This window comes from Cupriavidus basilensis (assembly GCF_000832305.1).
GTDB lineage: Bacteria > Pseudomonadota > Gammaproteobacteria > Burkholderiales > Burkholderiaceae > Cupriavidus > Cupriavidus basilensis_F.
The window spans coordinates 170,972-195,664 of record NZ_CP010536.1 but is presented as its reverse complement, the minus strand read 5'-3'; the positions used below and the strand labels follow the sequence as shown (position 1 = coordinate 195,664).

The window sequence follows — 24,693 nt, the reverse complement described above, 5'->3', positions numbered from 1 at the left end:
TGCGGTGTTCACTTGATGTGAGCCCTCAGTCTAAGGATGCAAACCCGCGCGGTCTGTTAGGAGATGTAATGCCTTGTAAGGAGTAGTGAAGAACTGACAAAGGCACATGGATGCGCTCAAAGAGGCTTTTCCCTGCTTGCCCAATGGCTTGCGATGGCGCGGCGGCGTAAAACGCCGCCGCGCCATCGCGCAAGTGGTTACAGGTTTGGCGCCAGCGCGCGCTCGAGCACGCTGCGTTCTTCGCCGCGGCGCGCCACCATATCGTCCAACTGGTCCTCGCCGATCTTGCCGACCGAGAAATACGTCGACTCCGGATGCGCCAGGTAGAAACCGCTCACCGAAGCGGCCGGTGTCATCGCCAGCGAGTCGGTGATGCCCATGCCGATCTCGGCAGCGTTGAGGAACTCGAACATCGGCGCCTTGACCGTATGCTCCGGGCAGGCCGGATAGCCCGGTGCCGGACGGATGCCGCGATAGGTCTCGGCGATCAGTTGCTCGTTGGTCAGCACTTCGCCAGCGTCATAGCCCCACAGGTCGCGGCGCACGCGCTCGTGCAGGCATTCGGCAAAGGCTTCGGCCAGGCGGTCGGCCAGCGACTTCAGCATGATCGCGCTGTAGTCGTCATGGTCGGCCTCGAACTGGGCTTCCTTCTTGTCCACGCCAATGCCGGCGGTGACAGCGAACACGCCAATGTAGTCGGCGATGCCGCTGTCCTTGGGCGCGACGAAGTCGGCCAGGCAACGGTTGGGGCGCATCACGCCATCGATCACCGGGCGCTCGCTTTGCTGGCGCAGGTTGTGCCAGGTCAGCGCGACCTGGCTGCGGGTCTCGTCGGTGTAGATCTCGATGTCGTCGTCGTTGACGGCATTGGCCGGCAGCAGGGCCAGCACGCCGTTGGCCGTCAGCCAGCGGCCCTGGATCAGGCGCGACAACATGGCCTTGCCGTCCGAGAACACGCGGCGGGCGGATTCGCCGACGATCTCGTCATTGAGGATGTCGGGGAATTTGCCGGCCAGGTCCCATGTCTGGAAGAACGGGGCCCAGTCGATATAGTTGGCGAGCTCCGTGAGGTCGTAGTTGCGGAAGATGCGCCGGCCGATGAATTTCGGCTTGGGCGGCACGTAGGCGCTCCAGTCCACCGGCGTCTTGTTGGCGCGGGCCTTGGCCAGCGACACCATTGGCGTGGCCTTCTTGTTGGCGTGCTGGTGGCGGATGCGTTCGTAGTCGGTCTTCAGCTCGTCCAGGTACCTGGCGGCGCCATCGTCGGACAGCAGGCTGGACGCCACGCTGACCGAGCGCGATGCGTCCGGCACGTAGACCACGGGGCCTTCGTAGTGGGGCGCGATCTTGACCGCGGTGTGCACGCGCGAGGTGGTGGCGCCGCCGATCAGCAGCGGGATCTTCTTGATGCGGAAGTAGTCGTCGCGCTGCATCTCGGAGGCGACGTAGGCCATTTCCTCAAGTGACGGCGTGATCAGCCCGGACAGGCCGACGATGTCAGCGCCCTCGACCTTGGCGCGCGCCAGGATCTCGTTGCACGGGACCATCACGCCCATGTTGACCACTTCGAAGTTATTGCACTGGAGCACCACCGAGACGATGTTCTTGCCGATGTCGTGCACGTCGCCCTTGACGGTGGCGATGACGATCTTGCCGCGTGCCTTGACGTCGCCGCCCGCCTCGGCCAGCAAGCGCTTTTCTTCCTCGATGTAGGGCAACAGGTGAGCCACGGCCTGCTTCATCACGCGGGCGCTCTTGACCACCTGCGGCAGGAACATCTTGCCGGCGCCGAACAGGTCGCCCACGATGTTCATGCCATCCATCAGCGGGCCTTCGATCACCTCGATCGTGCGGCCGCCGCGCGCTTCGACCTGCTGGCGCACTTCCTCGGTGTCTTCCACGATGAAGGTGGTCAGGCCATGCACCAGCGCATGCGACAGGCGGTCGGCCACCGGCACCGGGTTCTCCGGGGTGCCGCGCCACAGCAGGTTTTCCTCTTTCTTCGCGCCACCGCCCTTGTAGCGGTCGGCGATCTCCAGCAGGCGGTCGGTGCTGTCCTCGCGACGGTTGAGCACCACGTCCTCCACGCGCTCGCGCAGCTCGGCGTCGAGCTGGTCGTACACGCCGAGCTGGCCGGCGTTGACGATGCCCATGTCCATGCCCGCCTTGATGGCGTGGTACAGGAACACGGTGTGGATGGCTTCGCGCACCGCGTCGTTGCCGCGGAACGAAAACGATACGTTGGACACGCCGCCGCTGACCTTGGCGTATGGCAGGTTCTGCTTGATCCATGCGGTGGCTTCGATGAAGTCCACCGCGTAGTTGTTGTGCTCTTCGATGCCGGTCGCCACCGCGAAGATGTTCGGGTCGAAGATGATGTCTTCGGGCGGGAAGCCGACTTCATTGACCAGGATGTCGTAGCTGCGCTTGCAGATCTCGGTCTTGCGGGCAAAGGTGTCGGCCTGGCCCTGCTCGTCGAAGGCCATCACCACGGACGCGGCGCCGTAGCGGCGGATCAGCTCGGCGTGATGGCGGAACTGTTCCTCACCTTCCTTGAGCGAGATCGAGTTGACCACGGGCTTGCCCTGCACGCATTTCAGGCCGGCCTCGATCACTTCCCACTTGGACGAGTCCAGCATGATGGGCACGCGCGCGATATCGGGCTCGGAGGCGATCAGGTTGAGGAACCTCACCATGGCCGCCTTGGAGTCCAGCATGGCTTCGTCCATGTTGATGTCGATGATCTGCGCGCCGTTCTCGACCTGCTGGCGGGCGACCACCAGCGCATCGTCGAACTGGCCGTTCAGGATCATGCGGGCGAAGGCCTTGGAGCCGGTGACGTTGGTGCGCTCGCCGACGTTGACGAAGAGCGTGTCTTCATCGATGGTGAAAGGCTCGAGGCCGGACAGGCGCATCGGACGCGGCGGCAGGGTATCGTTGGTCATGGCTTGATCTTGTTCTGTGGGCTCGCGATGCGAGTTCAGGCGGCGTCGCGGTACTGGCCGGGCCAGGTGCGCGGCTTCTTGCTGGCCACGCGCTCGGCAATGGCGGCGATATGCTCGGGCGTGGTGCCGCAGCAGCCGCCCACCAGGTTCACCAGGCCGGACGCCGCAAACTCTTCCACCAGCGACGACGTGACCTCCGGGGTTTCGTCAAAGCCGGTATCGCTCATCGGGTTGGGCAGGCCGGCGTTCGGATAGCACGACACAGCCGCGTCGCAGATCTTGGCCAGCTCGGCAATGTAGGGGCGCATCAACGTGGCGCCGAGCGCGCAGTTCAGGCCGAAGGTGATCGGGCGGGCGTGGCGCAGGCTGTTCCAGAAGGCTTCCACCGTCTGGCCGGAGAGAATGCGCCCGGAGGCGTCGGTGACCGTGCCCGAGATCATCACGGGCAAGCGCTCGCCGGTGTCTTCGAACAGCTGGTCGATGGCGAACAGCGCGGCCTTGGCATTGAGCGTATCGAAGATGGTTTCCACCAGGAACACGTCGGCACCGCCTTCCAGCAGACCCTTGCCCTGCTCGTAGTACGAGCAGCGCAGCTCTTCGAAGGTCACGTTGCGCGCGCCCGGGTCGTTTACGTCCGGCGAGATGCTCGCGGTCTTGGGCGTGGGGCCGAAGGCGCCGGCCACGAAGCGCGGCTTGTCGGGCGTGCTGTACTTGTCGCAGGCCTCGCGCGCCAGCCGGGCGGCAACAACGTTCATCTCGTAGGCCAGGTCCGCCATCTTGTAGTCTTCCTGGGCCACGCCCGTCGCACCAAATGTATTGGTCTCGATCAGGTCGGCGCCGGCAGCCAGGTATTGCTCGTGGATCTCGCTGATGACCTGCGGGCGGCTTAGCAGCAGCAGTTCGTTATTGCCCTTGACGTCGACATGGTGCCCGGCGAAACGCTCGCCGCGGTAATCCGCCTCGGTCAGCTTGTAGCGCTGGATCATGGTGCCCATGGCACCATCCAGGATCAGGATGCGCTCGCGCAGCAGGGCCGGCAGGTTGGCCGCCCGGGTGTAGGGACGCGCGGGAGGAAGCGAGGCGGAACGTGGGGCGGCGCTCATGTGGGGCTCGACAGCAAGAGAAAAGACTGCGATTTTATCAGTTACATCAATGGTTTGCGGAATAACGGCAGCATCCGGGCGGTGCAGCCAGCGGCGCTCGCGGGTTGCCGCGCGGCACCGCCCGGCCCTACACTGGGGCACATTCACCCTCATTCCCATCAACGGAAAGCCTTGCCCATGCAACACCTCAGCCCCGGCGACGCGCAAACGCTCCTCAGCGAGTCGCCCGATGCGCTCTTCATCGATTGCCGCAGCGAAATGGAGTACCTGTTCGTTGGGCACCCCAAGGGGGCACACAACGTGCCCTGGAACGATGGCCCCGACTGGGAGGTGAACCCGCATTTCGTGCAGTCGGTGAAGAAGCTCGCGGGCCAGGCGTCGGCGCGCCCGGTGCTGCTGATCTGCCGCAGCGGCAACCGCTCGACGGCCGCCGCGCGAGCCCTGGAGGGCGCCGGGTTTTCCACCGTCTACAACGTGCTGCATGGCTTCGAGGGCGACCTCGACGCCGAGCGCCATCGCAATACGCTCAACGGCTGGCGCCATGCCGGGCTGCCCTGGGAACAGTATTGAATGACCGGAAGCTGGCCGGGAACGTATCCTGAAAGCCCGATGCCTGATAGCAAGAAGCCCGCGCGGTGCGCGGGCTTCTTGCTATTTCCTCCGTGGCTTGGCTTGCCGGCCCGTCACGCGACGCAAAGCTGGCAAAGGCACCGCGGAGCCTAGTGCATCACTAGCGGGTGAATCATCACTGTATCGAACTTGCCAAGGAAATCATCCACCTCTTCCACCGACGGCTCGCTTTCGATCAGACGCGTCACGTCCGCACGAAAGCTCTCGGCCATCTGGCCACCGAGGAAAATCTCGCGCTTCAGGTTCTTGTCCACGATTTCATAGCCGCCAGAGGCAAGAGGCGCATGCTCGACATCCGCACCAAACTCGACAATGCAGTAATTGTCGCTGTTGTAGATCATTTGCATGGCATACCTCCTGGCTGTCATGGGTCGAGCGGCGGGCGACTGATTATTTCGATAACCGGCACACTGGCCGGTTGCCCACCGCGATTTCTCCTCCAAGCTGAGGGTGTTTGCCGTGTTTTCAAGTTCTGCTTCGGCAAACCGCAGGTTTTACGCGTTCCCTCACTACATTGGGCAACGGCCATCCCAGCAAGTTCTTGAGTTTGGTGGGAAAGCGATCGCCCGCTGTTCTGCCCTGAGCGCCAAGGTTCGTCTCAGGGTACATCGCACTGTGCGCCGCAAGCCGCATTGCCAAGGAAAGCATCCAGCACGGCATGAAAGCGTTCTGCCTGCTCGATATGGGCAAGGTGCGCGGCGTGAGGCAGGATTTCGAGCCGGGCACCGGGAATGGCGCCAGCAATCTCGCGTGCCATCGCCGGTGGCGCCCCCAGGTCCTCCTCGCCGGCCACTACCAGAGTAGGACAATGAATCCGCGAAATCGCCCCGGCCAGGTCAAATGCCATGATGGCTTGGCACGTTCCGACGTACCCGTGCACGGGCGTGGCCAGCAGCATCTCGCGCACGCGGGCCACCTCCTGCGGATGCGCCCCCCGGAATGCCGCGCTGAACCAGCGCTGCATGGTGCTGTCGGCAACGCCCGCCATGCCGTGCGCTTCCACATGGCCGATGCGCTCATGCCACATCGGGTGGACATCCAGCGGCGTGCGGTTGACGGTCGCGGCCAAGGTCAACGACAGCAAGCGCTCGGGATGGCGCACGGCCGCGGTCTGGCCAATCATGCCGCCCACCGAGACCCCGACGAAATGCGCGGCCGGCACCTCCATCACATCCATCAGGCAGGCCGCGTCGTCGGCCAGGCGGATCATCGAGTAGGCGCCGATCGGCGCATCGCTCTGGCCGTGCCCGCGCAGGTCGTAGCGCAGCACGCGATAACGCGGTGCCAGGTGGCGCGCCGTGGCATCCCACAAGGTGTGATTGGCACCCAGCGCATGCGCCAGGACCACCCAGGGGCCGTCGCCCCCGTCGATGCGCACGTGCAGGCTGATATCGCCCACGCGCACGCGGCGGGTCTCGGATGGTGGCAGGGTGGCGCTCATGACGGGTCTCCGGATGTTGGTGAAAACACGGTGAACCACAGCGGCGGCCGATGCCGCAGCTGGCGGATGGCTTGAGGACGGCTTGCGGGCGGGCTTACGTCGGCCTGAAAACAGCTTGCAGGCTCAGCGCAGCGGTTCGCTGTCGCGATAAACGAGCTCGATCTGCGTGCCATCGGGCTCCGTCTGCCGCAGCTTCACTGGCATCCACTGCAGCGACTGCGCCAGCCACACTTCCACGCGCCGACGATCATTGGCATGGCGCGGCAGCCGCACGAAGTGCTTGGCCCGCACCAGGCCATGGCCAGTATCCACGTCCTCTTCCCCCACATACTGCACCTGCATGGGCTCCAGGTCACGCGTATCCGCCACATCGAAGGTTTCCGTCACGCCCGGCGTGGCGTAGCGCTGCGGATTGCCCCGCACCAGCCCCACCATTTGCAGGAACACGCTGAAACGGTCCTGGCCAGCGGCCGGCAGCGGCTCCTGCTTGCCGCGCCCCTCGAAGACGAGCATGCCGGCAGCGCGATCGAAGCGAGCCGCCTCGACACGGTTACGGCGGCTCTCCTCATAGCGCTCGGGCGCGAGGCCGCGCTCGTCGAGCGCGCCGGTGCTGTGAAAGGCAAAGCGGAACCACAACACCCGTGTCTCCACCGCGAGCTGGTAGTGCGCGCCGTCATGCTGCCAGCGGATCAGGCCATCCGGGTTCTGCACGCCATTGACGAAGCTGGCGTAGTGCAGCAGCGTGGATGGGGGCGCCGCGTAGCGAACGTTGTCAGGGGGCGCCGCGGCCGGCGCGGACGCGGGTGCCGCACTGCTCCCGGCGCCGCCAGCGGCGCTCGCCATGGAAGGGCCGGCACCAGGCGTGGCAAGCAGCGCCGGCGCCTCAGGGGCGGCTGGGGCTGCAACCGGGGGCTCAGGCGTGGGGGTGATCGTGGGCTCGACGCGCGCCGCCGGAGGCCGCTTTGGCGCGGCCGGGGCCGGGCGTGGCGGCGCGACGGGTGCCGGTGGCGCCGGCGGCGGCAGCAGGATGGCTTCGAGCGGCGGCGGCGCGGTCGGGTCCCGCGGCAACCCGGGCATATGCAGCAGGCCCAGCACCGCCAGCAGGTGGGCGGCCAGCACCAGCGCAAGCGCAACCGCCCAGCGCAGGCGGCGCGAGGTCGGCTTACGGGTGAGGGCCGTTCGGCCCGCTCGTCGGGCTGCCACCAAGATAACCAAGCTCCGAAGAAATCTGCCGGGCAATATCGCGCACATGACGATCGACCGTACCACCCCATTCTGCATCGAATACGCTCTGCGCGCCCAGCACGATCAGCGCCATCGCCACGTGACCGTTGGCATCGAACACCGGCATCGAAAACGCATTGATGCCCGGCAGCACGCCACCCTTCACCCGCGCCGCGCCGTGGGCGCGAACGTCTTCGCAGACCACGTCATAGTCGGCCAGCGAGCGCGGCAGGTCCGGAATATCGTCATGGCCGCGCTCCGCCAGTTCCCGTTCGACCAGCGGGCGCGTCTGTTGTTTCGGCAGGTAGGCGCCGTACAGCCTGCCGGTGGCGGAGTTGAGCATGGGCATCACGTCGCCCAGGCGCAGGCTGACCGTGACCGGGTGGCTGGATTCTTCCCAGTGCACGATGGTCGGGCCGTGGTTGCCCCAGACGGCGATGCCGATGGTCTGGTCCATCTCGTCGCGCAACTGCGACAGGATCGGGCGGGCCTTCTTGACAGGATCAAGCCGATTGAGGCCGGCGAGGCCCAGTTGCAGCGCGAACGGCCCGAGGTCGTAGCGCCCGCCAACCGGGTCCTGCATCACCATGCCGAGCCGCTGGAAGCTGACCAGGTAGCGATGCGCCTTGGCCGGATTCATGTCGGCGGCGGCGGCGAGGTCGCGCAGCATCATGGCGCGCGGCGATGCCGCCAGCGCCTGCAGCAGCTTGAAGCCAACCTCGATCGACTGGATGCCGGAACGCAACTTGGAATCGTCTTCTTCAGGTTCAGTCATGCGGCAACGGGGGGCAAGAAATTGAAAAAGAATTGCATTAATCACACGTACCGGCTGCGCGCACGCAAAGCAATCATGCCGCCCGGCCCATAAATTTACTATAGCGAAATCGATTTACCAATTTTTAAACCGTCGGTAGACTTTGAGCGCACCTTTGAGCGCACATATACAGGTCGGGGCGAATCGATATCTTCGGCACCGGCCAATACCGGCGCGGGCATGCCGCCATCCAATCCAGATGGCGCGGCGCGGCCGCTTTCTACAGGAGACGAAGATGACCCGCCTTTCCCCCGTCGGCCAACGCCCCGCCCTGCCAGCATGGCGCGCCTGCGCTGCGCCGCTGCTAGCCGCGCTGACGCTGGGCGCCGCCGCGTTCCAGCCCGCCTGCGCCGCCGACAACTGGCCCGCCCAGCCGATCCGCTGGGTCGTGCCCTATCCGGCGGGAGGCGGCACCGACGTCGTGGCGCGCACGCTGGGCCAGGCCATCACGCCGGCGCTGGGCCAGCAGGTGGTGATCGACAACCGCCCGGGCGCGGCCACCATCGTCGGCGCCGACGCGGTAGCGCATGGCAAGCCCGATGGCTACACGCTGCTGACCGCCGATACCGCCACCCTGGCGGCCAACCCGTCGCTGTACAAGAAGCTGCCCTACAACGCCGACAAGGACTTCGTGCATGTGGGGATGGTGGCGCGCTTTGCGCTGATCCTGGTGGCAACGCCGAACTTCCCGGCGCGCACGCTCAAGGAAGCCATCGATTACGTGCAGAAGAACCCCGGCAAGGTGAATTTCGCCTCGCCGGGCGCGGGCAGCCCGCACCACCTGGCCATGGAGTTGTTCATGGACCAGACCAAGACCAGGATGACCCACGTGCCCTACAAGGGCGCCGCGCCGGCGGTGCAGGACCTGCTCGCCGGCCAGGTCGAACTGATGTTCCTTGACCTCGCCTCCGGCCAGCAGAACGTGGCGGCCGGGAAGGTGCGCGCGCTGGGCGTGGCCACGCCCAGGCGCCTGACGGCGCTGCCTGCGGTGCCGACGGTGGCCGAAGCCGGCGTGCCCGGCTTCGAAGCCTATGCCTGGCAAGGCGTGGTGGCGCCGGCCGGCACCCCCAAGCCGGTGGTGACCCGCCTGAACGCCGAGCTGGTGAAGGCGCTCAAGAGCGCCGACGTGCAGAAGCGCTTCGAAGGCATCGGCGTGGAGCCGGTCTCCAGCACGCCCGAGGAGTTCGCGCAGTACGCGCATGCCGAAGCCGAGCGCTGGGGCAAGCTGATCAAGGCCAAGGGCATCACGGTAGACTAGCGGGCTGCTTTTTCAGCTTTTCCGCTTTTTCCGCTTGATCTGCTTTTTTTCTAACGCACCGCATACATGAAACTCGCCACCCTCAAGGACGGCTCGCGCGACGGCCAGCTCGTGGTTGTCTCGCGCGACCTGAAGACCGCCCACTATGTCAACGATGTCGCCGGCAAGCTCCAGACCGTGCTGGATGACTGGAACTTCTACGCGCCGCAACTGCAGGACGTCTACGATGCCCTGAACGCGGGCCGCGCGCGCCACCCCTTCGCCTTCGACCCCAGGGCGTGCATGGCGCCGCTGCCGCGCGCCTACCAGTGGGCCGACGGCTCCGCCTACGTCAACCACGTGGAACTGGTGCGCCGCGCGCGCGGCGCCGAGATGCCGCCGGAGTTCTGGACCGATCCGCTCATGTACCAGGGCGGCTCCGACGACATGATCGGCCCGCATGACGATATCGTGTGCACCAGCGAAGCCTTCGGCATCGACTTCGAGGCCGAGGTCGCCGTCATCACCGGCGACGTGAAGATGGGCGCCAAGCCCGAGCAGGCCGCCGACGCCATCCGGCTGATCATGCTGGCCAACGATGTATCCCTGCGCAACCTGATCCCCGCCGAGCTGGGCAAGGGCTTCGGCTTCTTCCAGAGCAAGCCGGCTACCGCCTTCTCGCCGGTAGCTGTCACGCCCGACGAACTGGGCGAAGCCTGGCGCGAGCGCCGCGTGCACCTGCCGATGACCGTCCACTGGAACAGCAAGAAGGTGGGCGCGCCCGACTGCGGCACCGACATGGTGTTCGATTTCGGCCAGCTCATCGCCCATATCTGCAAGACGCGCAATGTGCGCGCAGGCAGCATCGTCGGCTCGGGCACCATCTCCAACGTCGACCGCAGCAAGGGCTACTGCTGCATCGCCGAGAAGCGCATGCTGGAGATCATCGACGGCGGCCAGCCGGTCACCGGCTTCATGAAGTTCGGCGACGCGGTCAAGATCGAGATGTTCGATGCGCAAGGCCGCTCGGTGTTCGGCGCGATCGACCAGCTGGTGTCGGCGAAGGGCTGAAGCTGAAGCTGAGGGAAACGCCGCGGGCCACGCTGCTTGCCGCTGGCCGCGCGGCGATGGGAGTGCTTATAATTGACCGACCGAACGGTTGGCTAATTGCCATCGACTGCGCCAGGCAGCCACCGGCGGCGACCCGGGCCGTTTTTCGCGGCCCGGCCCCCACGCGTCACCAAGGAATGGCCCCGGCCATCGCTGCCTCATGACCGCAATCCCTCCGCAAGCGCCCACGCCTTCGTCCACCCCGATCTCGTCCGGCACGGACAACGTGGACGACGCGCCGTTGTCGCCACGCTACGATCGCTACCAGGCGCTGACCCTGCGCCGGCATGGCCCCATCCTCGAGATCGTGATGGGTGCGCAACAGTCCGCCAACCGCAAGCTGGCCACAGCCGATGCCAATATGCACCGCGAGCTGGCCGAGATCTGGCGCGACGTGTCGGCCGACCCGGACGTGCGCGTGGCGCTGATCCGCGGCGAAGGCAAAGGCTTTTCGGCCGGCGGCGACCTGTCCCTGGTGGAAGACATGGCCAACGATTTCGCCACCCGCACCCGCGTGTGGCACGAGGCCCGGGACCTGGTCTACAACGTGATCAATTGCGACAAGCCGATCGTGTCGGCCATGCACGGCCCGGCGGTCGGCGCTGGGCTGGTGGCCGGCCTGCTGGCCGATATCTCGATCGCGGCCAGGACCGCGCGCATTGTCGATGGCCATACGCGCCTGGGCGTGGCGGCGGGGGACCATGCCGCAATCGTGTGGCCCCTGCTGTGCGGGATGGCCAAGGCCAAGTACTATCTGATGCTGTGCGAGTCGGTGAGCGGCGAAGAGGCCGAGCGCATCGGGCTGGTGTCGCTGACCGTGGACGAAGAGGAACTGGTCGAGCGCGCCTTCGACGTGGCGCGCCGGCTGGCCGCCGGGTCGCAGACGGCGATCCGCTGGACCAAGTACGCACTGAATAACTGGCTGCGCATGGCGGGCCCCTCGTTCGATGCCTCGCTGGCGCTGGAATTCATGGGCTTTGCCGGCCCCGATGTGCAGGAAGGCGTAGCCAGCCTGCGGCAAAAGCGGCCGCCGCAGTTCGAGTAACACATGTAGTTCCGATCAATGCAGTTCCGCAGCCGGCGCCGCCGGCTGCCGACCCCCGGAGGCGAGACCATGTTCGGCCAGATTCCAGATTTCACCAACGGCTTCGAGTTCCTCCGCAAGATGTGGGGCAGCGCCGCCGGCATGCCGGGCGGCCTGATGCCTGGCCTGCAGGCCATGACCCCACCGATGAACCTGGAGGACGTCGACAAGCGCATCCATGACCTCAAGGCCGTGGAAGGCTGGCTGCAGCTCAACACCAACCTGCTGCGCACCACCATCCAGGGCCTGGAGGTGCAGCGCGCCACGCTGGTGGCGCTGCAGACCATCGGCACCGCGCTCTCGCCGGAGGCGATGCAAAGCGCAATGGAAAACGTGGCGCGCGCGGCCGGCTCGCCCAGCGCGGCGCCCTACCAGCAACCCGCCGAGCCCCCTGCGGCCAGGCGTGTCTGGCCCGAGCCTACGGTCGAGGAAAACGAGGACGAGGAAGACAACGGCCCCGATGCGCCCGAAGCCGGCCAGGCGCAAGAGCCGGCCGCAGCATCCGGCCACGCTGCCGGCCCGGGTGACGCCGCCCCGCCGGATGCCAGCCTGTGGTGGGATGTGCTGCAGCAGCAGTTCAACCAGATCGCCAGCAGCGCCGCCACCGCCAGCATGTCGCCGTTTGGTAATCTCGGCAACCTGGGCGCCTTTGGCATGCCGGGCATGCCGGGCATGCCCGGCACGCCCGCGCCCGAAGCCGCGCCTGCGCCCTCCCCCGCTCCCGCCGCCAGGCCGGAAGGCAAGGCGCCTGCCAACAAGGCCAGGCCGGCCCACCAGCCAGCCAGCAAGGCAGCCGGCAAGGCAGCCGGGGCCAAGCCGGCCGCCAAACCCGCGCCCAAAGCCACACGTCCGGCCAGCAAGAAATCCGCGGCGGCCAAGCCCGCCGAGCCGCAAGGCAGCGCCAACGGCTCGGCCGATACTTCCGGCGAGCCGTCCTGAGCCTGAGCCGCGCCTGGCCACGCGACACCAGGGGAACCCCGTGATCCAACTTCGGAGCCGACGCCTGCAGTGAAGACCACCTCGCTGATCATGATGGGCGGCGGCGCCCGCGCCGCCTACCAGGCCGGTGTATTGCGCGGCCTCGCGCGCATCGCCGCGCAGCACGGCCGCGATCGTGGCCGCATTCCCTTCGACATCATCTGCGGCACGTCGGCCGGCGCCATCAACGGCGCCGGCATGGCGATCAACGCGGCCAACTTCCGCACCGCGGCCGATAGCCTGGCCGCGCTGTGGAGCGGCATCCATGCCGAGGACGTTTACCGCACCGGCATCGTCGGCGTGGGCGCATCCGGCGCGCAGTGGCTCTCCGCGCTGGCCTTCGGCTGGGCCATCCGGCGCGCGCCGCGGGCGCTGTTCGACAACGCGCCGCTGGGCGGCCTGCTCGGCGAACTGTTCGACCCCGAGCGGGTGCAGGCCAGCCTGGACGCCGGCGACCTCCAGGCCTTTGCCGTGACGGCGCTGTCCTATACCACCGGGCGCCACGTCACTTTCTACCAGTCACACCGCCGCATCCATCCGTGGCACCGCAGCCAGCGGCTGGCCGTGGAAGCCAGGATCGGCGTGGACCACCTCCTGGCGTCGTCCTCCATCCCCTTCCTGTTCCCCGCGCTGCCGCTGGAACTCGAAGGCCACCACGAGTGGTTCGGCGATGGCACCATGCGCCAGATGTCGCCCCTGTCGCCGGCTATCCACCTGGGCGCGTCTCGCATCCTGGCCATCGGCGCGGCCTCCCGCCAGCGTCCCGGCTGGTTCGACACCGTGCCGGCCGGCGGCTACCCGTCGCTGGCGCAGGTGGGCGGCCAGGCCCTGGCCAGCATCTTCCTTGACGGGCTCAGCGCTGACCTGGAACGGCTGCAGCACATCAACAGCCTGCTCTCGCGCATGCCGGAGATCGCCAACGACCGCGAAGGCTGGCGCCCGGTGCAGGTGATGACGATCTCGCCCAGCGAGCCCATCGAGTCCATTGCCGCGACGCATGTGCAACAGCTGCCCCGCACCGTGCGCGCCCTGCTGACGCCGTTGGGCGGCACCGAAGCGCGCGGCGCGGCCTTTGCCAGCTACCTGCTGTTCGAGCCCGAGTTCACCCAGGCCCTGATCGACCTGGGCGAGAAAGACGCCTTGGCGCAACAGCACGAACTCGCGGCGTTCCTCTATGATGTGATCCCGCCCGATGATGGCGACGACACGAACGCAACGCCCGCGCGGACGGTTACACTTGATGTCGAACCACCCGCCGGTGTGACGGCCTGACTTAAGGGCACAACAGGCTCGCCGCATCGCCGGACTTGGTGCAGAGCAACGCATAGCGCTCTTTTTCGCACGAATAAAAGCAGGGAAAGGCGCGATATTCGCCCATAAATTGGGCATCGTGCGGGTTCAGCCGCAAACACCCCCTTCCTTTGCGCTTAAAAAGGGCATTGGGAATAATTCGCATCTGGTAGAATCTGCCCGTAATTTCAAAGGCTTACCATGCTCTACCCCGAACTGTTCAAATCGCTGGAAGCGGTACGTTGGCACATGGACAAGGACATCCCCTGGGATTCCTTCGACCCGAGCCTGCTCACTGACGACCAGGCCAAGACGATCCGCATGAATGCCATCACGGAATGGTCGGCCCTGCCCGCCACCGAGATGTTCCTGCGCGACAACCGCCACGATTCCGACTTTTCGGCCTTCATGAGCATCTGGTTCTTTGAAGAGCAGAAGCATTCGCTGGTGTTGATGGAATACCTGCGCCGCTTCCGCCCGGACCTGGTGCCGACCGAAGAAGAACTGCACGCCGTGCGCTTCGAGTTCGACCCGGCCCCGCCGCTGGAAACCCTGATGCTGCATTTCTGCGGCGAGATCCGCCTCAACCACTGGTACCGCCGTGCCGCCGAATGGCACACCGAGCCGGTGATCAAGCAGATCTACCGCACCCTGTCGCAGGATGAAGCCCGCCACGGCGGCGCCTACCTGCGCTACATGAAAAAGTACCTGAACCAGTTCGGCGACAGCGCCCGCTCGGCCTTCGCCAAGATCGGCGTGCTGATGGCCTCTGCCCGCCGCACTGAAAAGCCGCTGCACCCGACCAACCTGCACGTCAACAAGGCGTTGTTCCCCAACGACACCATCCAGTCGCGCCTGCCGGACCCGGACTGGCTCGAGCACTGGCTCGACGAGCAGATCCGCTTCGACGAAGGCTGGGAGAAGAAGGTGATCGAGCGGATCCTGCACAATATGTCGCTGCTGTTCGAGCGCACTTTCGAGACCGTGCAGGATCTGAACCGGTATCGGAAGGAGTTGAATGTGCGGTTGCAGGCGGCGGGGGGTGCGCAGCCGGCGCAGGCATAAGGTTGGTTTTTTGGCTGGGGGGTGGTTTTGGCGCCTTCGGCGGGACGGGCCCCATCGGATGATGGGGTTTTGTTTTTTGGGGTGTTGGAATTTGAGTGGTGGTTGGTTGTGGCTGCAACTGCAACGGCTTAACTTCAACTACAACTTCAACTGCAGTTTCACCACCCCTGCGGGGAGGCGACCTACTTTTTTGTCTTGCCAAAAAAGTAGGCAAAAAAGGCGCGCCGGATGGGGCGACACCCCCTCGGGATTTCACCAAAAGAGCGGCCGGGACCCAAACTCGCATCGCCTTAAGGCGATACTCAGACATGGGTCCCTCTTCTCCGCTCTTTTGGTGAAATCCCGAGGCGCCCCATACGGCCTCTGAACACCTACACGGCTCGCTTCGCATCGCGCTTGGGTGTTTCCCGCCCCCAGGCGGGAAACACAGCCGACCCAGTGGGATCAAATCACTATTCGGTGTAGCCGTGATTTGCGCCCCCAGGCGAAAATCACCTGCCCGCGATGCGAAGCGAGCCGTCTGGGTTTTCATCTCCCGTTATGGGGCGCCTCGTCGCCGGGCGAAAGGAGCGGAAACGAGGAGGCCATGTTTGAGTATCGCCTTAAGGCGATGCGAGTTTGGCCTCCGGCCGCTCTTTTCGTCCGGCGACGAGGAGGCTTTCGCCCCATCCGGGTCGCTTCTTTGCCTACTTTCTTGGCGAGACAAGAAAGTAGGTCGCCTCCCCGCAGGGGAGGTGAAACTGCCTTTGACTTTCAGCCTTTGACCTTGACGTTAAGCCGTTGCAGCTGAAGTTGCAGCCAAAGCTACAGTTGACATTGAAGTCCACCCCCCACCCGAACACAATCGCATAACCCTCCGCCGCCCAAACACAACGACAACGCCTCTCCCTCCCGCCATGTCCACCTTCGAATCCAAGCTAGTCCCACCCGACAACCCAACCGCGCTAGCGGAAAAACTAGCCCCCCTCCCCCGCCCGCTAGTCTTCACCAACGGCGTCTTCGACATCCTCCACCGCGGCCACGCCACCTACCTGGCGCAAGCCAAGGCCCTGGGCGCCAGCCTGGTAGTCGGCGTCAACAGTGACGCGTCAGTGCGCATGCTCGGCAAGGGTGACGACCGTCCCCTGAACCACGAATCGGATCGCATGGCGCTGATCGCGGCGCTGGCATCGGTGGATCTGGTCGTGATGTTCCGCGAGAAAACGCCGGTCGAGCTGATCCGGCTGGTGCGCCCGGACATCTATGTCAAGGGCGGCGACTACGACATCGATACGCTGGAAGAAACCCGCCTGGTGCGCAGCTGGGGCGGCCAGGCGCATGCCATCGCGTTCCTGCACGACCGCTCCACCACCAAGCTGCTGTCCAAGGTACGCCAAGGCAGTTGAGCCAAGCAGCAAGCTGCTGATGCACCGCTCAGGTGCAGGTCAGCAAATCCTGCGCGCCATAGCGCTGGCGCATCTCGTCCAGCCGCGTGCGCAGTGCCGCGTCGGCGTTGCGCACGCGCAGCCACTGGCGCGTCAGCGGATGCGGGGTATCGGTCAGTACCGCGGTGCGCACGCCGTGCTCGCGCAGGTTGTCGAGGAAATGCTCGGCATGCTCGCGCTCCTGGAACAAGCCCAGCGACACCGTATAGGTTTCCGGCGAGCCGGCGCTGACCACCGATACATCGGTGATATTGCGCCGGCGCAACTCGCCGAGCTTGCGCTGCAGGTTCTCGCGCGAGGCCTGCGGCGGCAGGTGGACCCACCAGCGCGCCTGCTCCTGCCGCTCGAACTGTTCCACGCGCCAGGCGCCGGGCGGCGCGCCGGCCAGCTCATCGGCCACCTTGCGCACCAGTTCCCCGTTGAAACCTCCGATCTCGACGCAAGCCATGGCTGGCGCGGCGGCTTGGGGGGTGGCTGCGGTTGTTGTCGTGGTTGTGGTTGCGGCTGCCGCAGTGGCGGGCTCGGAGGCCGCCCGCTTGCCGCTCGCCTGCGGCATCTGGCGCAAGCGTTCGGCGCGCGCCTGCTGGGCAGCGCGTTCGGGCTCTCGCGCGCTTTCCAGCCAGCCGGCCAGCGGCTGTGGGCCGAACGCGCCCAGTATGGCAGCCAGCAGCAGCGCATTGACCGGGACCAGCAGGATTAAAAGGCTTCGTTGGAGCATTGGGGGCGATGCAGGGATGGAGCGACGGGTGAATACAGCGATGCGGTGTGATGCGGATCAGCCCGCTGTGCCGAGCGCACTTTGCGAGGCCATCACATGCAGGCCGAGCAACACGAGATTGTCGTGCATCTCGAACGGCATGGAGAGCGCGTTTGCCAGCACATGGCGAGCGCCGCCGGAGAGCAGGCAGCGCACCGGCCCGCGCTCGCACAGCGCGCGCCAGGTGCGCTCAACGGCACCTGCCTGGGCCGCCAGGCAGCCGGCTGCGATCGCGTCGCGGGTGTTGTCGGCCCAGGGCGTGGCCAGCCCGGCATCGCTCACGTCCAGGGACGGCAATTGTGCTGTGTTGCGCGCCAGCGCGCCCAGCATCAGGTCCAGGCCGGGCAGGATCAGGCCGCCTTCGAAACGGTCCTGCGCGCTCACCACGTCGAGCGTGGTGGCGGTGCCGGCGGTGACGATCAGCAAAGCGCCCTCGGGGCGGTAGCAGCGCGCGCCGATGCTGCCGATCCAGCGGTCGACGCCGAGCTGCGTGGGCTCGCGGTAGCCGTTGACGAGGCCGCCGAAGCGCGGGCCCGAGCGTACCCAGTTCACACCGATGCCAGGGCCGAACACGGTGTCGAGCGTGGCTTGCAGGCTGGCCGCGATGGCCGGGCCGGCCACGTTGCTGACCCACACCAGCGGCTGCGCGCCGGCCGCGCGCAGCGACGCCCATTGCGCCACCAGCGTGGCCACCTCGCCGTGGGCCACCGCGCCGCCGTGCGGCCAGGGCGTGGGCAATGGCGTCTCGCGCAGCACGGCGCCGGACCAGGCCTCGTCGCACCAGGCCCATTTCAGGCGAGTGTTGCCGATATCGATCAGCAGTTGCGGAACACGCGGCATACCGGCACTGGTGCCGCTCATGCGCCTGCCCCTTTGTCCGCCGCTTTGTCCGCCCCTTTTTCCGCCAAGCGCAGCGACACTTCGCCGCTGGAAATGCGCTCCAGGCCCGAGCGCGTTTCCAGCAGCAAGTGGCCGTCGCCATCAACGCCGCGCGCCAGGCCTTCGGCCTGCACGCGGCCGTCGTGCAGCAGGCGCACCGGCTGGTCGCGATAGGCATCGCGCGCGGACCAGCGGGGCGCCATCGGCGCGAAGCCCTGCGCCAGGAAGTCCTCGCGCATCACCGCGAGCCGGTTCAGCACCGCAGCCATCAGCACGGTGGGATCGCAGCCCGGCAGGAATTCGGTCACGCCGGCCAGGCTGCGCCCGAGCGCGGCTTCCATCTGCGCATCGCGCACCAGGTTCAGGCCAATGCCGACCACGGCCCAGACCCGCTGTGGCCCCGCCGGCACCGACTCGATCAGGATGCCGGCCAGCTTGCGGCCGTCGATCTGCAGGTCGTTAGGCCATTTCAGGCCAACCGCGGCGCCAAGGCGCGCATCGCAGTCGCCCAGCGCCTCGGCCAGCGCCAGCCCTACCGCCAGGCTCAGCCCGCTCAACTGCGAGGGCGCCAGCGGCAAGGGCAGCGCCACCGAAAACGTCAGCCCCGCCTGGCCTTGCCAGGGACGCCCCTGGCGGCCCCGCCCGGCGGTCTGCCGATAGGCCAGGCGCAGCGTGGCGAACTCGGTCCACGGCGCGTTGCGGCAGGCCAGCGTCAGGTCGGCGTTGGTGGAACCGGTCTCGTCGACCACGCCGAGGGCCCAGCCGCGCGCGGAGCCGGTGAGCGCGGCGCGCAGGCGATCGGGGTCGATGCGCCAGGCTTGCGCGGCAGCGGCGGGCGCAGCAAGCGGGTCTGGCGTGGGCAAGGATTTGTCAGCGGACATGCGTTTCGACGATGGATAACACAATGGGCACAAGCAGCTAAGCATTGTAGCCGTGCGAATCCACGGCTGAGGCGCTGCGCACGACCGCTGACGCTGCGGGTGGCATAGAATCGGGACTTGCCCATCACTTCTCCCCCTCCTTTGGAAAGCCCTACCACGCCAGCCATAGAAGTGACGCGCGCGGACGGAGCGCAAACCGTGCAACTGCGCGGCGACTGGACAGCGCTTGCGCTGTCCGATTGCCACCGCGCCCGCGCGCTGCGCAACGAGCTGCACACGATCGCCGCGGACGCGCACTGGTCGCTGGCAAGCCTCGCCCGGCTCGATCACATCGGCGCACAGCTGATGTGGCAGGCCTGGGGCGGCAAGCTGCCCGAGAAGCTCGAAGCCAACGAAGCCCAGCGCCGCGTCTTTACCCGCATCGCCGGGCTGCGCCGCGAGAACTGGAAGAAGCATATGGTGGACCGGTTCAATCCGGTGACCCTGTTCGGCGCCTCGATCCTGTCGATGTTCTCGCAACTCGGCAATGGCGTGACCATGCTGGGCCAACTGGCCTTCGACCTGCTGCGCCTGGCGCGCGCGCCGCAGCGCGGCCCCTGGCGCGAGATCTCGGCCAATATCTACAACGTCGGCTACAAGGCACTCGGCATCACGGCACTGGTCGGTTTTTTGATTGGCATCGTGTTGTCGTACCTGTCGGCCAACCAGCTGCGCACCTTTGGCGCGAGCATCTTTATCGTCAACATCCTCGGCATGGCGGTGATCCGCGAGCTGGGCCCGGTGCTGGCGGCCATCCTGATTGCCGGGCGCTCGGGCTCGGCAATCACCGCGCAGATCGGCGTGATGCGGGTCACCGAGGAGCTCGATGCGATGCGCGTGATGGGCATCTCGCACGGCTTCCGGCTGATCATGCCGCGCGTGATCGCGCTGGCCATCGCCATGCCGCTGCTGGTGGCCTGGACCGACGTGCTGGCGCTTACCGGCGGCATGCTGGCCGCGCACTTGCAGCTGGATATCAGCGCGGCCTTCTTCCTGCGCGCGCTGCCCGATGCGGTGCCGGTGGCCAACCTGTGGATGGGCCTGGGCAAGGGCGTGGTGTTCGGCATCCTGATCGCGCTCACCGCCTGCCATTTCGGCTTGCGCATCGAGCCCAACACGCGCAGCCTGGGCGAAGGCACCACCGCCTCGGTGGTGACCTCGATCACCGTTGTGATCGTGGCCGATGCCATCTTCGCCATCCTGTTCAAGGACATCGGCTTATGACTACCGCCACGACCGCCACCGCAACGCCGCCCTCGGGGACCGTGCAGCACGCCCCGCGCACCACCGTGATCGAGGTACGCGACCTGGTCAAGCGCTTTGGCGAGGCGGTTGTGCACGACCACCTCAACCTCGATGTGTACCGGGGCGAAGTGCTGTCCATCGTCGGCGGCTCGGGCAGCGGCAAGACCGTGCTGCTGCGCCAGATCGTGGGGCTGGAGCGGCCCACCTCCGGCACCATCCGTGTGTTCGGCGAGGACCTGACCAAGCTCGACGCCGCCCGGCTGCAAGCCCTGCGCAACCGCTGGGGCCTGCAGTTCCAGCGCGGCGCGCTGTTCTCCGCGCTGTCGGTGATCGACAACATCGCGCTGCCGCTGCGTGAACTTCGCACCCTGCCCGACGATCTCATCTGCGCGGCGTCGCTGCTCAAGCTGCAACTGGTGGGGCTGTCGGCGCGGGACGCGGACAAGATGCCGTCCGACCTGTCCGGTGGGATGATCAAGCGCGTGGCGCTCGCGCGTGCCCTGGCCCTGGAGCCGGAACTGGTGTTCCTGGACGAGCCCACCGCCGGGCTGGACCCGATGGCCTCGGACGACTATGTGGCGCTGATCCGCGAACTGCGCCGCGAGCTGGGCCTGACCGTGGTGATGGTGACGCACGACCTCGACACCCTGGTGGCGCTGTCGGACCGCGTCGCGGTGCTGGCGGACCACAAGGTACTCGCCGCGCTGCCAATCCGGGAACTGGTGCATATCGACCACCCGTTCATCCACGAATATTTCCTGGGCGAGCGCGGGCAGCGCGCCATGCAGGCGCTCCCGGCTTTGCCGGACGCGGCGCGCGCGGCAAAGCATGCGGCAACACCCGCAGGCCCGCAATCTGGAGAAGCATGATGGAAAACAAGTCGCACGCCTTCCTGGCCGGCGTGTTCACGATTGGACTCGCCGTCCTGGTGCTGTTCGCGATCTTCTGGTTCAGCAGCGACCACGCGGTGCGCGTGCCGTATGACCTGATCACCCGCTCCACCGTCAATGGGCTGGGGCCGCAGGCCGACGTCAAGTACCGCGGGCTGGACGTGGGCAAGGTGGTGTCGATCCGCTTCGATCCGACCGTGCCGGGCCAGATCATCGTGCGCATCAGCGTCAACCAGGACACCCCGATCACCCACACCACCTATGCCACGCTCGGTTTCCAGGGCGTGACCGGAATCGGCTACGTGCAGCTCGACGACACCACCGCGCAGGAAGGCGGCGCGCCGTCGCCGCACCTGGCCACCTCCTCCAGGTCGGTGGCGCGCATCATCATGCGGGCCGGCTTCTTCGAAGAGCTGGAAAAGCGCGGCGACAGCTTGCTCACGCAACTGGAAACGATCATGGGCTCGCTGAATGACATGTTCCAGGCCGACAACCGGCGAGACCTGATGGAGGCGATCCGCTCGGTGCACAAGACCGCCGACGACTACTCGCAACTGGCCAGCTCGATCTCGCCAGCCGTGCGCCAGCTGCCACAGGTGACCGAGAACCTCAACGCCACGCTGGCCTCCACGCGGCACCTCACCCAGGAGCTGGCCAGCCCCAACGGGCCCGTGATGCGCACCGTCGACCGCGTCGGGCGCGACCTGCAGGGCGCCGCCGATTCCGTGCAGTCGGCCGCTGGCGGCGTCTCGCAAGACACGCTGCCGCAGATCAACGGGCTCGCGCGCGACGCGCGCCAGACCATGCGCAGCATCGACCGTGCCGCCAGCCAGTTCAACGACAGCCCGCGCAGCGTGCTGTTTGGCGGCCCCGCCGCCGTGCCGGGCCCGGGCGAGCCTGGCTTCCAGGCCCCCTGACGCGGACCGCAAGCCCTCATGCCGCGCACCTACGCACTCGCCGCACGCCCGCCACGCCTGGCCCGCCAGGCTGGCGCTGCGAATCCTTCGAGCAAACCAAGGCACATCATGATGCGCAATGCCCAAACCCGGCCGGACGGACGCGACACGCCCGGCACCTTCGCCTTGCCGCGCCGGCTGGCTGCCGGCGTTGCGCTGGCCTGCCTGCTGCTGGGCGGTTGTGCCCTGACGCCGTCCACGCCCACCATCACCTACGATCTGGGCCCGCCGACAGGAGCCGCACCTGACGCCGCGCACCTGCCCAAGATGCGCGTGGCACAGACCGATGGCCCTACCTGGCTGGACGGCAACTCGCTGTATTACCGGCTGCACTACGCCCAGGCGGAGCGCCTGCAGCCCTATGCCACGCAGCGCTGGGTGATGTCGCCGGTGCGCCTGTTCGACGACCGCCTGCGCGAAGCCGTGGCCTCGCGCGGCGCACTGACCTGGTTCGGCGACACTGCCGCGCCGGCGCTCAAGATCGACGTGCTGGAGTTCGAGCAGGTGTTCGACAGCGCCAGCGCCAGCCGCGGCGTGATCCGCGTGCGCGCCACGGTATTTCGCAGCGGGCTGATCGGGCAGAAGACCTTCGTGGTCGCGCAGCCCGCCGCCACAGCCGATGGCGCCGGCGGCGTCAAGGCACTTGCCACCGGCAGCGATGCCGCCATTGCGGCGATCCTGGACTGGGTGGCAACGCTGCCGCTGCAGTAAGCGGGCCGCGCATGGCATCGGCTCCCGCGCCGCTCGCTCCCCCGCCACCGCCACCGCGCCACTCGCCGCTGGCGCGGGTGGGGCTGTTGTGCTTCGCCCTGCTGGTGGTCTATGGCAGCCTGTACCCGTTCACGGGCTGGACCGACAACGGCATCTCCGCGCTGGCTTTCCTCACCGCGCCCAAGCCCCGCTACCTGACCGGGTTCGATCTCATCACCAACGTGCTGGGCTACTGCCCGCTTGGCGCGCTGGTGGTGCTGTCCCTGCACCCGCGCATCTCCGGCGTGCGCGCCGTGCTGCTGGCGCTGGTGGCGGGCACACTGCTGTCAGGCACCATGGAAGCGCTGCAGACCTGGCTGCCCAACCGCGTCTCGTCCAATATCGACCTGATGACCAACGCGCTGGGCGCCCTGCTGGGCGGCGCAGCGGTGGCGCCCTTCTCGGCCGCGCTGATCGATCGCGGCTCGCTGCGCCAGTTGCGCATGGCGTGGTTCGAGCCGCACGCCAGCTTTGCCATCATCCTGATCCTGCTGTGGCCGTTCGCGCAGATCTTTCCGCAGGATCACCTGTTCGGCATGGGCGCGATCGTGCGCGAGTGGCTGACCGACCCCGACTCCTGGCCCGTGCAGTGGCTGCAAGGCGTATTTCCGGGGCTGCCCGACCTGATCGAGAAAATCGGCCTGCTGCGGCCGGACGACGTGCAAGGCCAGCAGTTGCTGGAGTCTCTCGTCACCGGATGCGGCTGGGTGGGCACCGGGCTGTTTGCCTCGATCGCCATGCGCAGGCAGGCGCCGATGCTGCGCATCCTGGCGGCCTTGCTGGCCAGCGCGCTGCTGCTCAAGGCGGTGGTGGCCGAGATGCAGTTCCCGGACGACAACGCCTTCAACTGGCTGTCCGAAGGCGGTCGCTTTGCCCTGTTGACGGGCTCGCTGATGCTGGTTTTGCTGCTGCGCCTGCCGCGCTGGCTGCGCGGCGCGCTGGCACTCGCCACGCTGATGCTGCTGGTGATGCTGTCCAACCTGCTGCCCGCCAATCCGTACTCCTGGATTTCGGAACAGGGCTGGCGGCTGGGCCGGTTCATCCACTTCAACAGCCTGTCGCAATGGCTGGGATGGATGTGGCCGTTCGTGGCGCTGTGCTACCTGATCTGGCGCTTCGAGCAATTCCAGCTGGATCGCCGCAGCCTGCGGCGTGCGCGCCGCAAGGCGAAGCGGCTGGCGGCGCGCGCAAGTGATGGCGGCGGCGATGGCAACAATCGGGAGAATCGAGACAATCGGGAGGATGCCAGGCCGCCGGGCGACTGAGCGGCGCCTCAGTGCGTCTGGCCGCCCTGCTCGCGGATATCGTTGGTGGTGGCAAGCGCCGTGGTCACCGCGCAGCGGATGCCTTCGATCATCAACGCCAGCGACAGGCTGGGCTGCCCCGGATGGCGCGCCGCCTGTTCAGGCAGATAGGGAATATGGATGAAGCCGCCACGGATACCGGCAGGCACGCCTTGCGTGGCAAGCAGGTGCATCAAGCCGTAGAACACGTGGTTGCAGACGAAGGTGCCTGCGGTCTGCGACACCGATGCGGGCACGCCCGCGGCGCGCATGTCGCGCACGATGGCCTTGATCGGCAGGCTGGAGAAATACGCCGCCGGGCCCTCCTCGGCGATGCGGGTGTCGACGGGTTGCGCGCCGGCGTTGTCGGCAATGCGCGCATCGTCGACATTGATCGCCACGCGCTCCACCGACATCTCGGGGCGCCCGCCCGCCTGCCCCACCGCGATCACCAGCACGGGATGGATCGCGTCGAGCAGGTCCGCCAGCGCATCGTTGGCCGCGCCGAACACGCAGGGCAACTGGCGCGCGACGATGATCGCGGCGTCCAGGTCATCGGGCCCGTTGCCGATGCGCACGCCGTCAAGCGCGCGCACCGCTTCCCAGGAAGGATTGATGGGCTCGCTCTCGAACGGCTCGAAGCCGGTCAGCAGCACGGTACGCATGGC

The 24,693-nt window shown here is 66.9% G+C and carries 23 protein-coding genes; 13 read left to right on the top strand and 10 right to left on the bottom strand.

Annotated features, from left to right (window positions below; all coding sequences use genetic code 11):
- Nucleotides 1-197: 197 nt before the first annotated feature.
- Together metH and RR42_RS00770 are read right to left on the bottom strand one after the other, a co-directional pair.
- Complete coding sequence (metH, locus tag RR42_RS00775) at nt 198-2,945, bottom strand: methionine synthase (protein WP_043342871.1); 2,748 nt, start codon at nt 2,943-2,945, stop codon at nt 198-200.
- A 35-nt stretch (nt 2,946-2,980) separates the two neighbouring features.
- Nucleotides 2,981-4,048 carry a homocysteine S-methyltransferase family protein gene (locus RR42_RS00770; RefSeq protein ID WP_043342867.1) on the bottom strand — a complete coding sequence of 356 codons (1,068 nt, stop codon included), beginning with the start codon at nt 4,046-4,048 and terminating at the stop codon, nt 2,981-2,983.
- A gap of 177 nt (nt 4,049-4,225) precedes the next feature.
- On the opposite strand from RR42_RS00770, the gene RR42_RS00765 reads away from it, so the two are divergent.
- The gene (locus tag RR42_RS00765; protein ID WP_006161304.1) at nt 4,226-4,618 is read left to right on the top strand and encodes a rhodanese-like domain-containing protein; all 393 of its coding nucleotides are present in this window, start codon (nt 4,226-4,228) and stop codon (nt 4,616-4,618) included.
- A 149-nt stretch (nt 4,619-4,767) separates the two neighbouring features.
- Here the strand turns inward: RR42_RS00765 and RR42_RS00760 are convergent, their stop codons facing one another.
- The 4 genes from RR42_RS00760 to RR42_RS00745 all read right to left on the bottom strand — a co-directional run bounded on the left by RR42_RS00760 (nt 4,768) and on the right by RR42_RS00745 (nt 8,118).
- Nucleotides 4,768-5,025: a DUF3567 domain-containing protein gene (locus RR42_RS00760; protein ID WP_006161303.1), complete on the bottom strand. Its 258-nt coding sequence runs from the start codon at nt 5,023-5,025 to the stop codon at nt 4,768-4,770.
- A gap of 251 nt (nt 5,026-5,276) precedes the next feature.
- Nucleotides 5,277-6,119 carry a 3-oxoadipate enol-lactonase gene (pcaD, locus tag RR42_RS00755; RefSeq protein WP_043342861.1) on the bottom strand — a complete coding sequence of 281 codons (843 nt, stop codon included), beginning with the start codon at nt 6,117-6,119 and terminating at the stop codon, nt 5,277-5,279.
- 123 nt (nt 6,120-6,242) lie between these two features.
- A complete protein-coding gene (locus RR42_RS00750; RefSeq protein ID WP_330218497.1) occupies nt 6,243-7,322 on the bottom strand; it encodes a DUF3108 domain-containing protein in 1,080 nt (359 codons plus the stop codon).
- Entirely contained in the window at nt 7,282-8,118 is an 837-nt protein-coding gene (locus RR42_RS00745; protein WP_043342856.1) for an IclR family transcriptional regulator, read from the bottom strand. Before RR42_RS00745 ends, RR42_RS00750 begins: the two co-directional genes overlap by 41 nt.
- Before the next feature lie 274 nt (nt 8,119-8,392).
- On the opposite strand from RR42_RS00745, the gene RR42_RS00740 reads away from it, so the two are divergent.
- From RR42_RS00740 to rfaE2, 7 genes are all read left to right on the top strand, one after another.
- Complete coding sequence (locus tag RR42_RS00740; protein WP_082054775.1) at nt 8,393-9,415, top strand: Bug family tripartite tricarboxylate transporter substrate binding protein; 1,023 nt, start codon at nt 8,393-8,395, stop codon at nt 9,413-9,415.
- 66 nt (nt 9,416-9,481) lie between these two features.
- Nucleotides 9,482-10,465: a fumarylacetoacetate hydrolase family protein gene (locus tag RR42_RS00735; RefSeq protein ID WP_043342853.1), complete on the top strand. Its 984-nt coding sequence runs from the start codon at nt 9,482-9,484 to the stop codon at nt 10,463-10,465.
- 199 nt (nt 10,466-10,664) lie between these two features.
- The gene (locus tag RR42_RS00730) at nt 10,665-11,549 is read left to right on the top strand and encodes an enoyl-CoA hydratase/isomerase family protein (RefSeq protein WP_419188869.1); all 885 of its coding nucleotides are present in this window, start codon (nt 10,665-10,667) and stop codon (nt 11,547-11,549) included.
- Between the two features lie 69 nt (nt 11,550-11,618).
- A complete protein-coding gene (locus tag RR42_RS00725; protein WP_043342850.1) occupies nt 11,619-12,527 on the top strand; it encodes a PhaM family polyhydroxyalkanoate granule multifunctional regulatory protein in 909 nt (302 codons plus the stop codon).
- 90 nt (nt 12,528-12,617) lie between these two features.
- On the top strand, nt 12,618-13,838 hold the full coding sequence (locus tag RR42_RS00720; RefSeq protein ID WP_419188877.1) for a patatin-like phospholipase family protein: 1,221 nt from the start codon (nt 12,618-12,620) through the stop codon (nt 13,836-13,838).
- 219 nt (nt 13,839-14,057) lie between these two features.
- Nucleotides 14,058-14,921 carry a ferritin gene (locus RR42_RS00715; protein ID WP_043342844.1) on the top strand — a complete coding sequence of 288 codons (864 nt, stop codon included), beginning with the start codon at nt 14,058-14,060 and terminating at the stop codon, nt 14,919-14,921.
- A gap of 896 nt (nt 14,922-15,817) precedes the next feature.
- Nucleotides 15,818-16,306, top strand: a complete 489-nt coding sequence (gene rfaE2, locus RR42_RS00710; protein WP_043342840.1) for a D-glycero-beta-D-manno-heptose 1-phosphate adenylyltransferase — start codon at nt 15,818-15,820, stop codon at nt 16,304-16,306.
- 28 nt (nt 16,307-16,334) lie between these two features.
- Here rfaE2 and RR42_RS00705 read toward each other — a convergent pair whose 3' ends face one another.
- From RR42_RS00705 to RR42_RS00695, 3 genes are read right to left on the bottom strand one after another with little or no spacing between them, the layout of a single operon-like run.
- Nucleotides 16,335-17,063, bottom strand: a complete 729-nt coding sequence (locus tag RR42_RS00705; protein WP_043342835.1) for an SPOR domain-containing protein — start codon at nt 17,061-17,063, stop codon at nt 16,335-16,337.
- Between the two features lie 57 nt (nt 17,064-17,120).
- Complete coding sequence (locus RR42_RS00700; RefSeq protein ID WP_043342833.1) at nt 17,121-17,963, bottom strand: type III pantothenate kinase; 843 nt, start codon at nt 17,961-17,963, stop codon at nt 17,121-17,123.
- Entirely contained in the window at nt 17,960-18,862 is a 903-nt protein-coding gene (locus RR42_RS00695) for a biotin--[acetyl-CoA-carboxylase] ligase (RefSeq protein WP_052494397.1), read from the bottom strand. Before RR42_RS00695 ends, RR42_RS00700 begins: the two co-directional genes overlap by 4 nt.
- Nucleotides 18,863-19,003: 141 nt before the next feature.
- Between RR42_RS00695 and RR42_RS00690 the strand changes: the two genes are divergently transcribed.
- From RR42_RS00690 to RR42_RS00670, 5 genes are all read left to right on the top strand, one after another.
- A complete protein-coding gene (locus tag RR42_RS00690; RefSeq protein ID WP_043342830.1) occupies nt 19,004-20,125 on the top strand; it encodes an MlaE family ABC transporter permease in 1,122 nt (373 codons plus the stop codon).
- On the top strand, nt 20,122-21,015 hold the full coding sequence (locus tag RR42_RS00685) for an ABC transporter ATP-binding protein (protein WP_052494396.1): 894 nt from the start codon (nt 20,122-20,124) through the stop codon (nt 21,013-21,015). The genes RR42_RS00690 and RR42_RS00685 overlap by 4 nt, the downstream gene beginning before the upstream one ends.
- A complete protein-coding gene (locus tag RR42_RS00680; RefSeq protein ID WP_043342827.1) occupies nt 21,012-21,953 on the top strand; it encodes an MlaD family protein in 942 nt (313 codons plus the stop codon). Before RR42_RS00685 ends, RR42_RS00680 begins: the two co-directional genes overlap by 4 nt.
- A gap of 111 nt (nt 21,954-22,064) precedes the next feature.
- A complete protein-coding gene (locus RR42_RS00675; RefSeq protein WP_419188876.1) occupies nt 22,065-22,703 on the top strand; it encodes an ABC-type transport auxiliary lipoprotein family protein in 639 nt (212 codons plus the stop codon).
- An 11-nt stretch (nt 22,704-22,714) separates the two neighbouring features.
- Nucleotides 22,715-24,007: a VanZ family protein gene (locus tag RR42_RS00670; protein WP_082054774.1), complete on the top strand. Its 1,293-nt coding sequence runs from the start codon at nt 22,715-22,717 to the stop codon at nt 24,005-24,007.
- Nucleotides 24,008-24,015: 8 nt separating this feature from the next.
- Here the strand turns inward: RR42_RS00670 and pcp are convergent, their stop codons facing one another.
- Nucleotides 24,016-24,690 (bottom strand): pyroglutamyl-peptidase I, encoded by a 675-nt coding sequence (gene pcp / locus RR42_RS00665; RefSeq protein ID WP_043342823.1) that lies wholly within the window; start codon nt 24,688-24,690, stop codon nt 24,016-24,018.
- Nucleotides 24,691-24,693 lie beyond the last annotated feature (3 nt).

Coding starts and splice junctions, on each gene's coding strand:
- metH (WP_043342871.1), bottom strand. CDS start 2,945: ATGACCAACGATACCCTGCCGCCGCGTCCGATGCGCCTGTCCGGCCTC.
- RR42_RS00770 (WP_043342867.1), bottom strand. CDS start 4,048: ATGAGCGCCGCCCCACGTTCCGCCTCGCTTCCTCCCGCGCGTCCCTAC.
- RR42_RS00765 (WP_006161304.1), top strand. CDS start 4,226: ATGCAACACCTCAGCCCCGGCGACGCGCAAACGCTCCTCAGCGAGTCG.
- RR42_RS00760 (WP_006161303.1), bottom strand. CDS start 5,025: ATGCAAATGATCTACAACAGCGACAATTACTGCATTGTCGAGTTTGGT.
- pcaD (WP_043342861.1), bottom strand. CDS start 6,119: ATGAGCGCCACCCTGCCACCATCCGAGACCCGCCGCGTGCGCGTGGGC.
- RR42_RS00745 (WP_043342856.1), bottom strand. CDS start 8,118: ATGACTGAACCTGAAGAAGACGATTCCAAGTTGCGTTCCGGCATCCAG.
- RR42_RS00740 (WP_082054775.1), top strand. CDS start 8,393: ATGACCCGCCTTTCCCCCGTCGGCCAACGCCCCGCCCTGCCAGCATGG.
- RR42_RS00735 (WP_043342853.1), top strand. CDS start 9,482: ATGAAACTCGCCACCCTCAAGGACGGCTCGCGCGACGGCCAGCTCGTG.
- RR42_RS00730 (WP_419188869.1), top strand. CDS start 10,665: ATGACCGCAATCCCTCCGCAAGCGCCCACGCCTTCGTCCACCCCGATC.
- RR42_RS00725 (WP_043342850.1), top strand. CDS start 11,619: ATGTTCGGCCAGATTCCAGATTTCACCAACGGCTTCGAGTTCCTCCGC.
- RR42_RS00720 (WP_419188877.1), top strand. CDS start 12,618: ATGATGGGCGGCGGCGCCCGCGCCGCCTACCAGGCCGGTGTATTGCGC.
- RR42_RS00715 (WP_043342844.1), top strand. CDS start 14,058: ATGCTCTACCCCGAACTGTTCAAATCGCTGGAAGCGGTACGTTGGCAC.
- rfaE2 (WP_043342840.1), top strand. CDS start 15,818: ATGTCCACCTTCGAATCCAAGCTAGTCCCACCCGACAACCCAACCGCG.
- RR42_RS00705 (WP_043342835.1), bottom strand. CDS start 17,063: ATGCTCCAACGAAGCCTTTTAATCCTGCTGGTCCCGGTCAATGCGCTG.
- RR42_RS00700 (WP_043342833.1), bottom strand. CDS start 17,963: ATGAGCGGCACCAGTGCCGGTATGCCGCGTGTTCCGCAACTGCTGATC.
- RR42_RS00695 (WP_052494397.1), bottom strand. CDS start 18,862: ATGTCCGCTGACAAATCCTTGCCCACGCCAGACCCGCTTGCTGCGCCC.
- RR42_RS00685 (WP_052494396.1), top strand. CDS start 20,122: ATGACTACCGCCACGACCGCCACCGCAACGCCGCCCTCGGGGACCGTG.
- RR42_RS00680 (WP_043342827.1), top strand. CDS start 21,012: ATGATGGAAAACAAGTCGCACGCCTTCCTGGCCGGCGTGTTCACGATT.
- RR42_RS00675 (WP_419188876.1), top strand. CDS start 22,065: ATGCGCAATGCCCAAACCCGGCCGGACGGACGCGACACGCCCGGCACC.
- RR42_RS00670 (WP_082054774.1), top strand. CDS start 22,715: ATGGCATCGGCTCCCGCGCCGCTCGCTCCCCCGCCACCGCCACCGCGC.
- pcp (WP_043342823.1), bottom strand. CDS start 24,690: ATGCGTACCGTGCTGCTGACCGGCTTCGAGCCGTTCGAGAGCGAGCCC.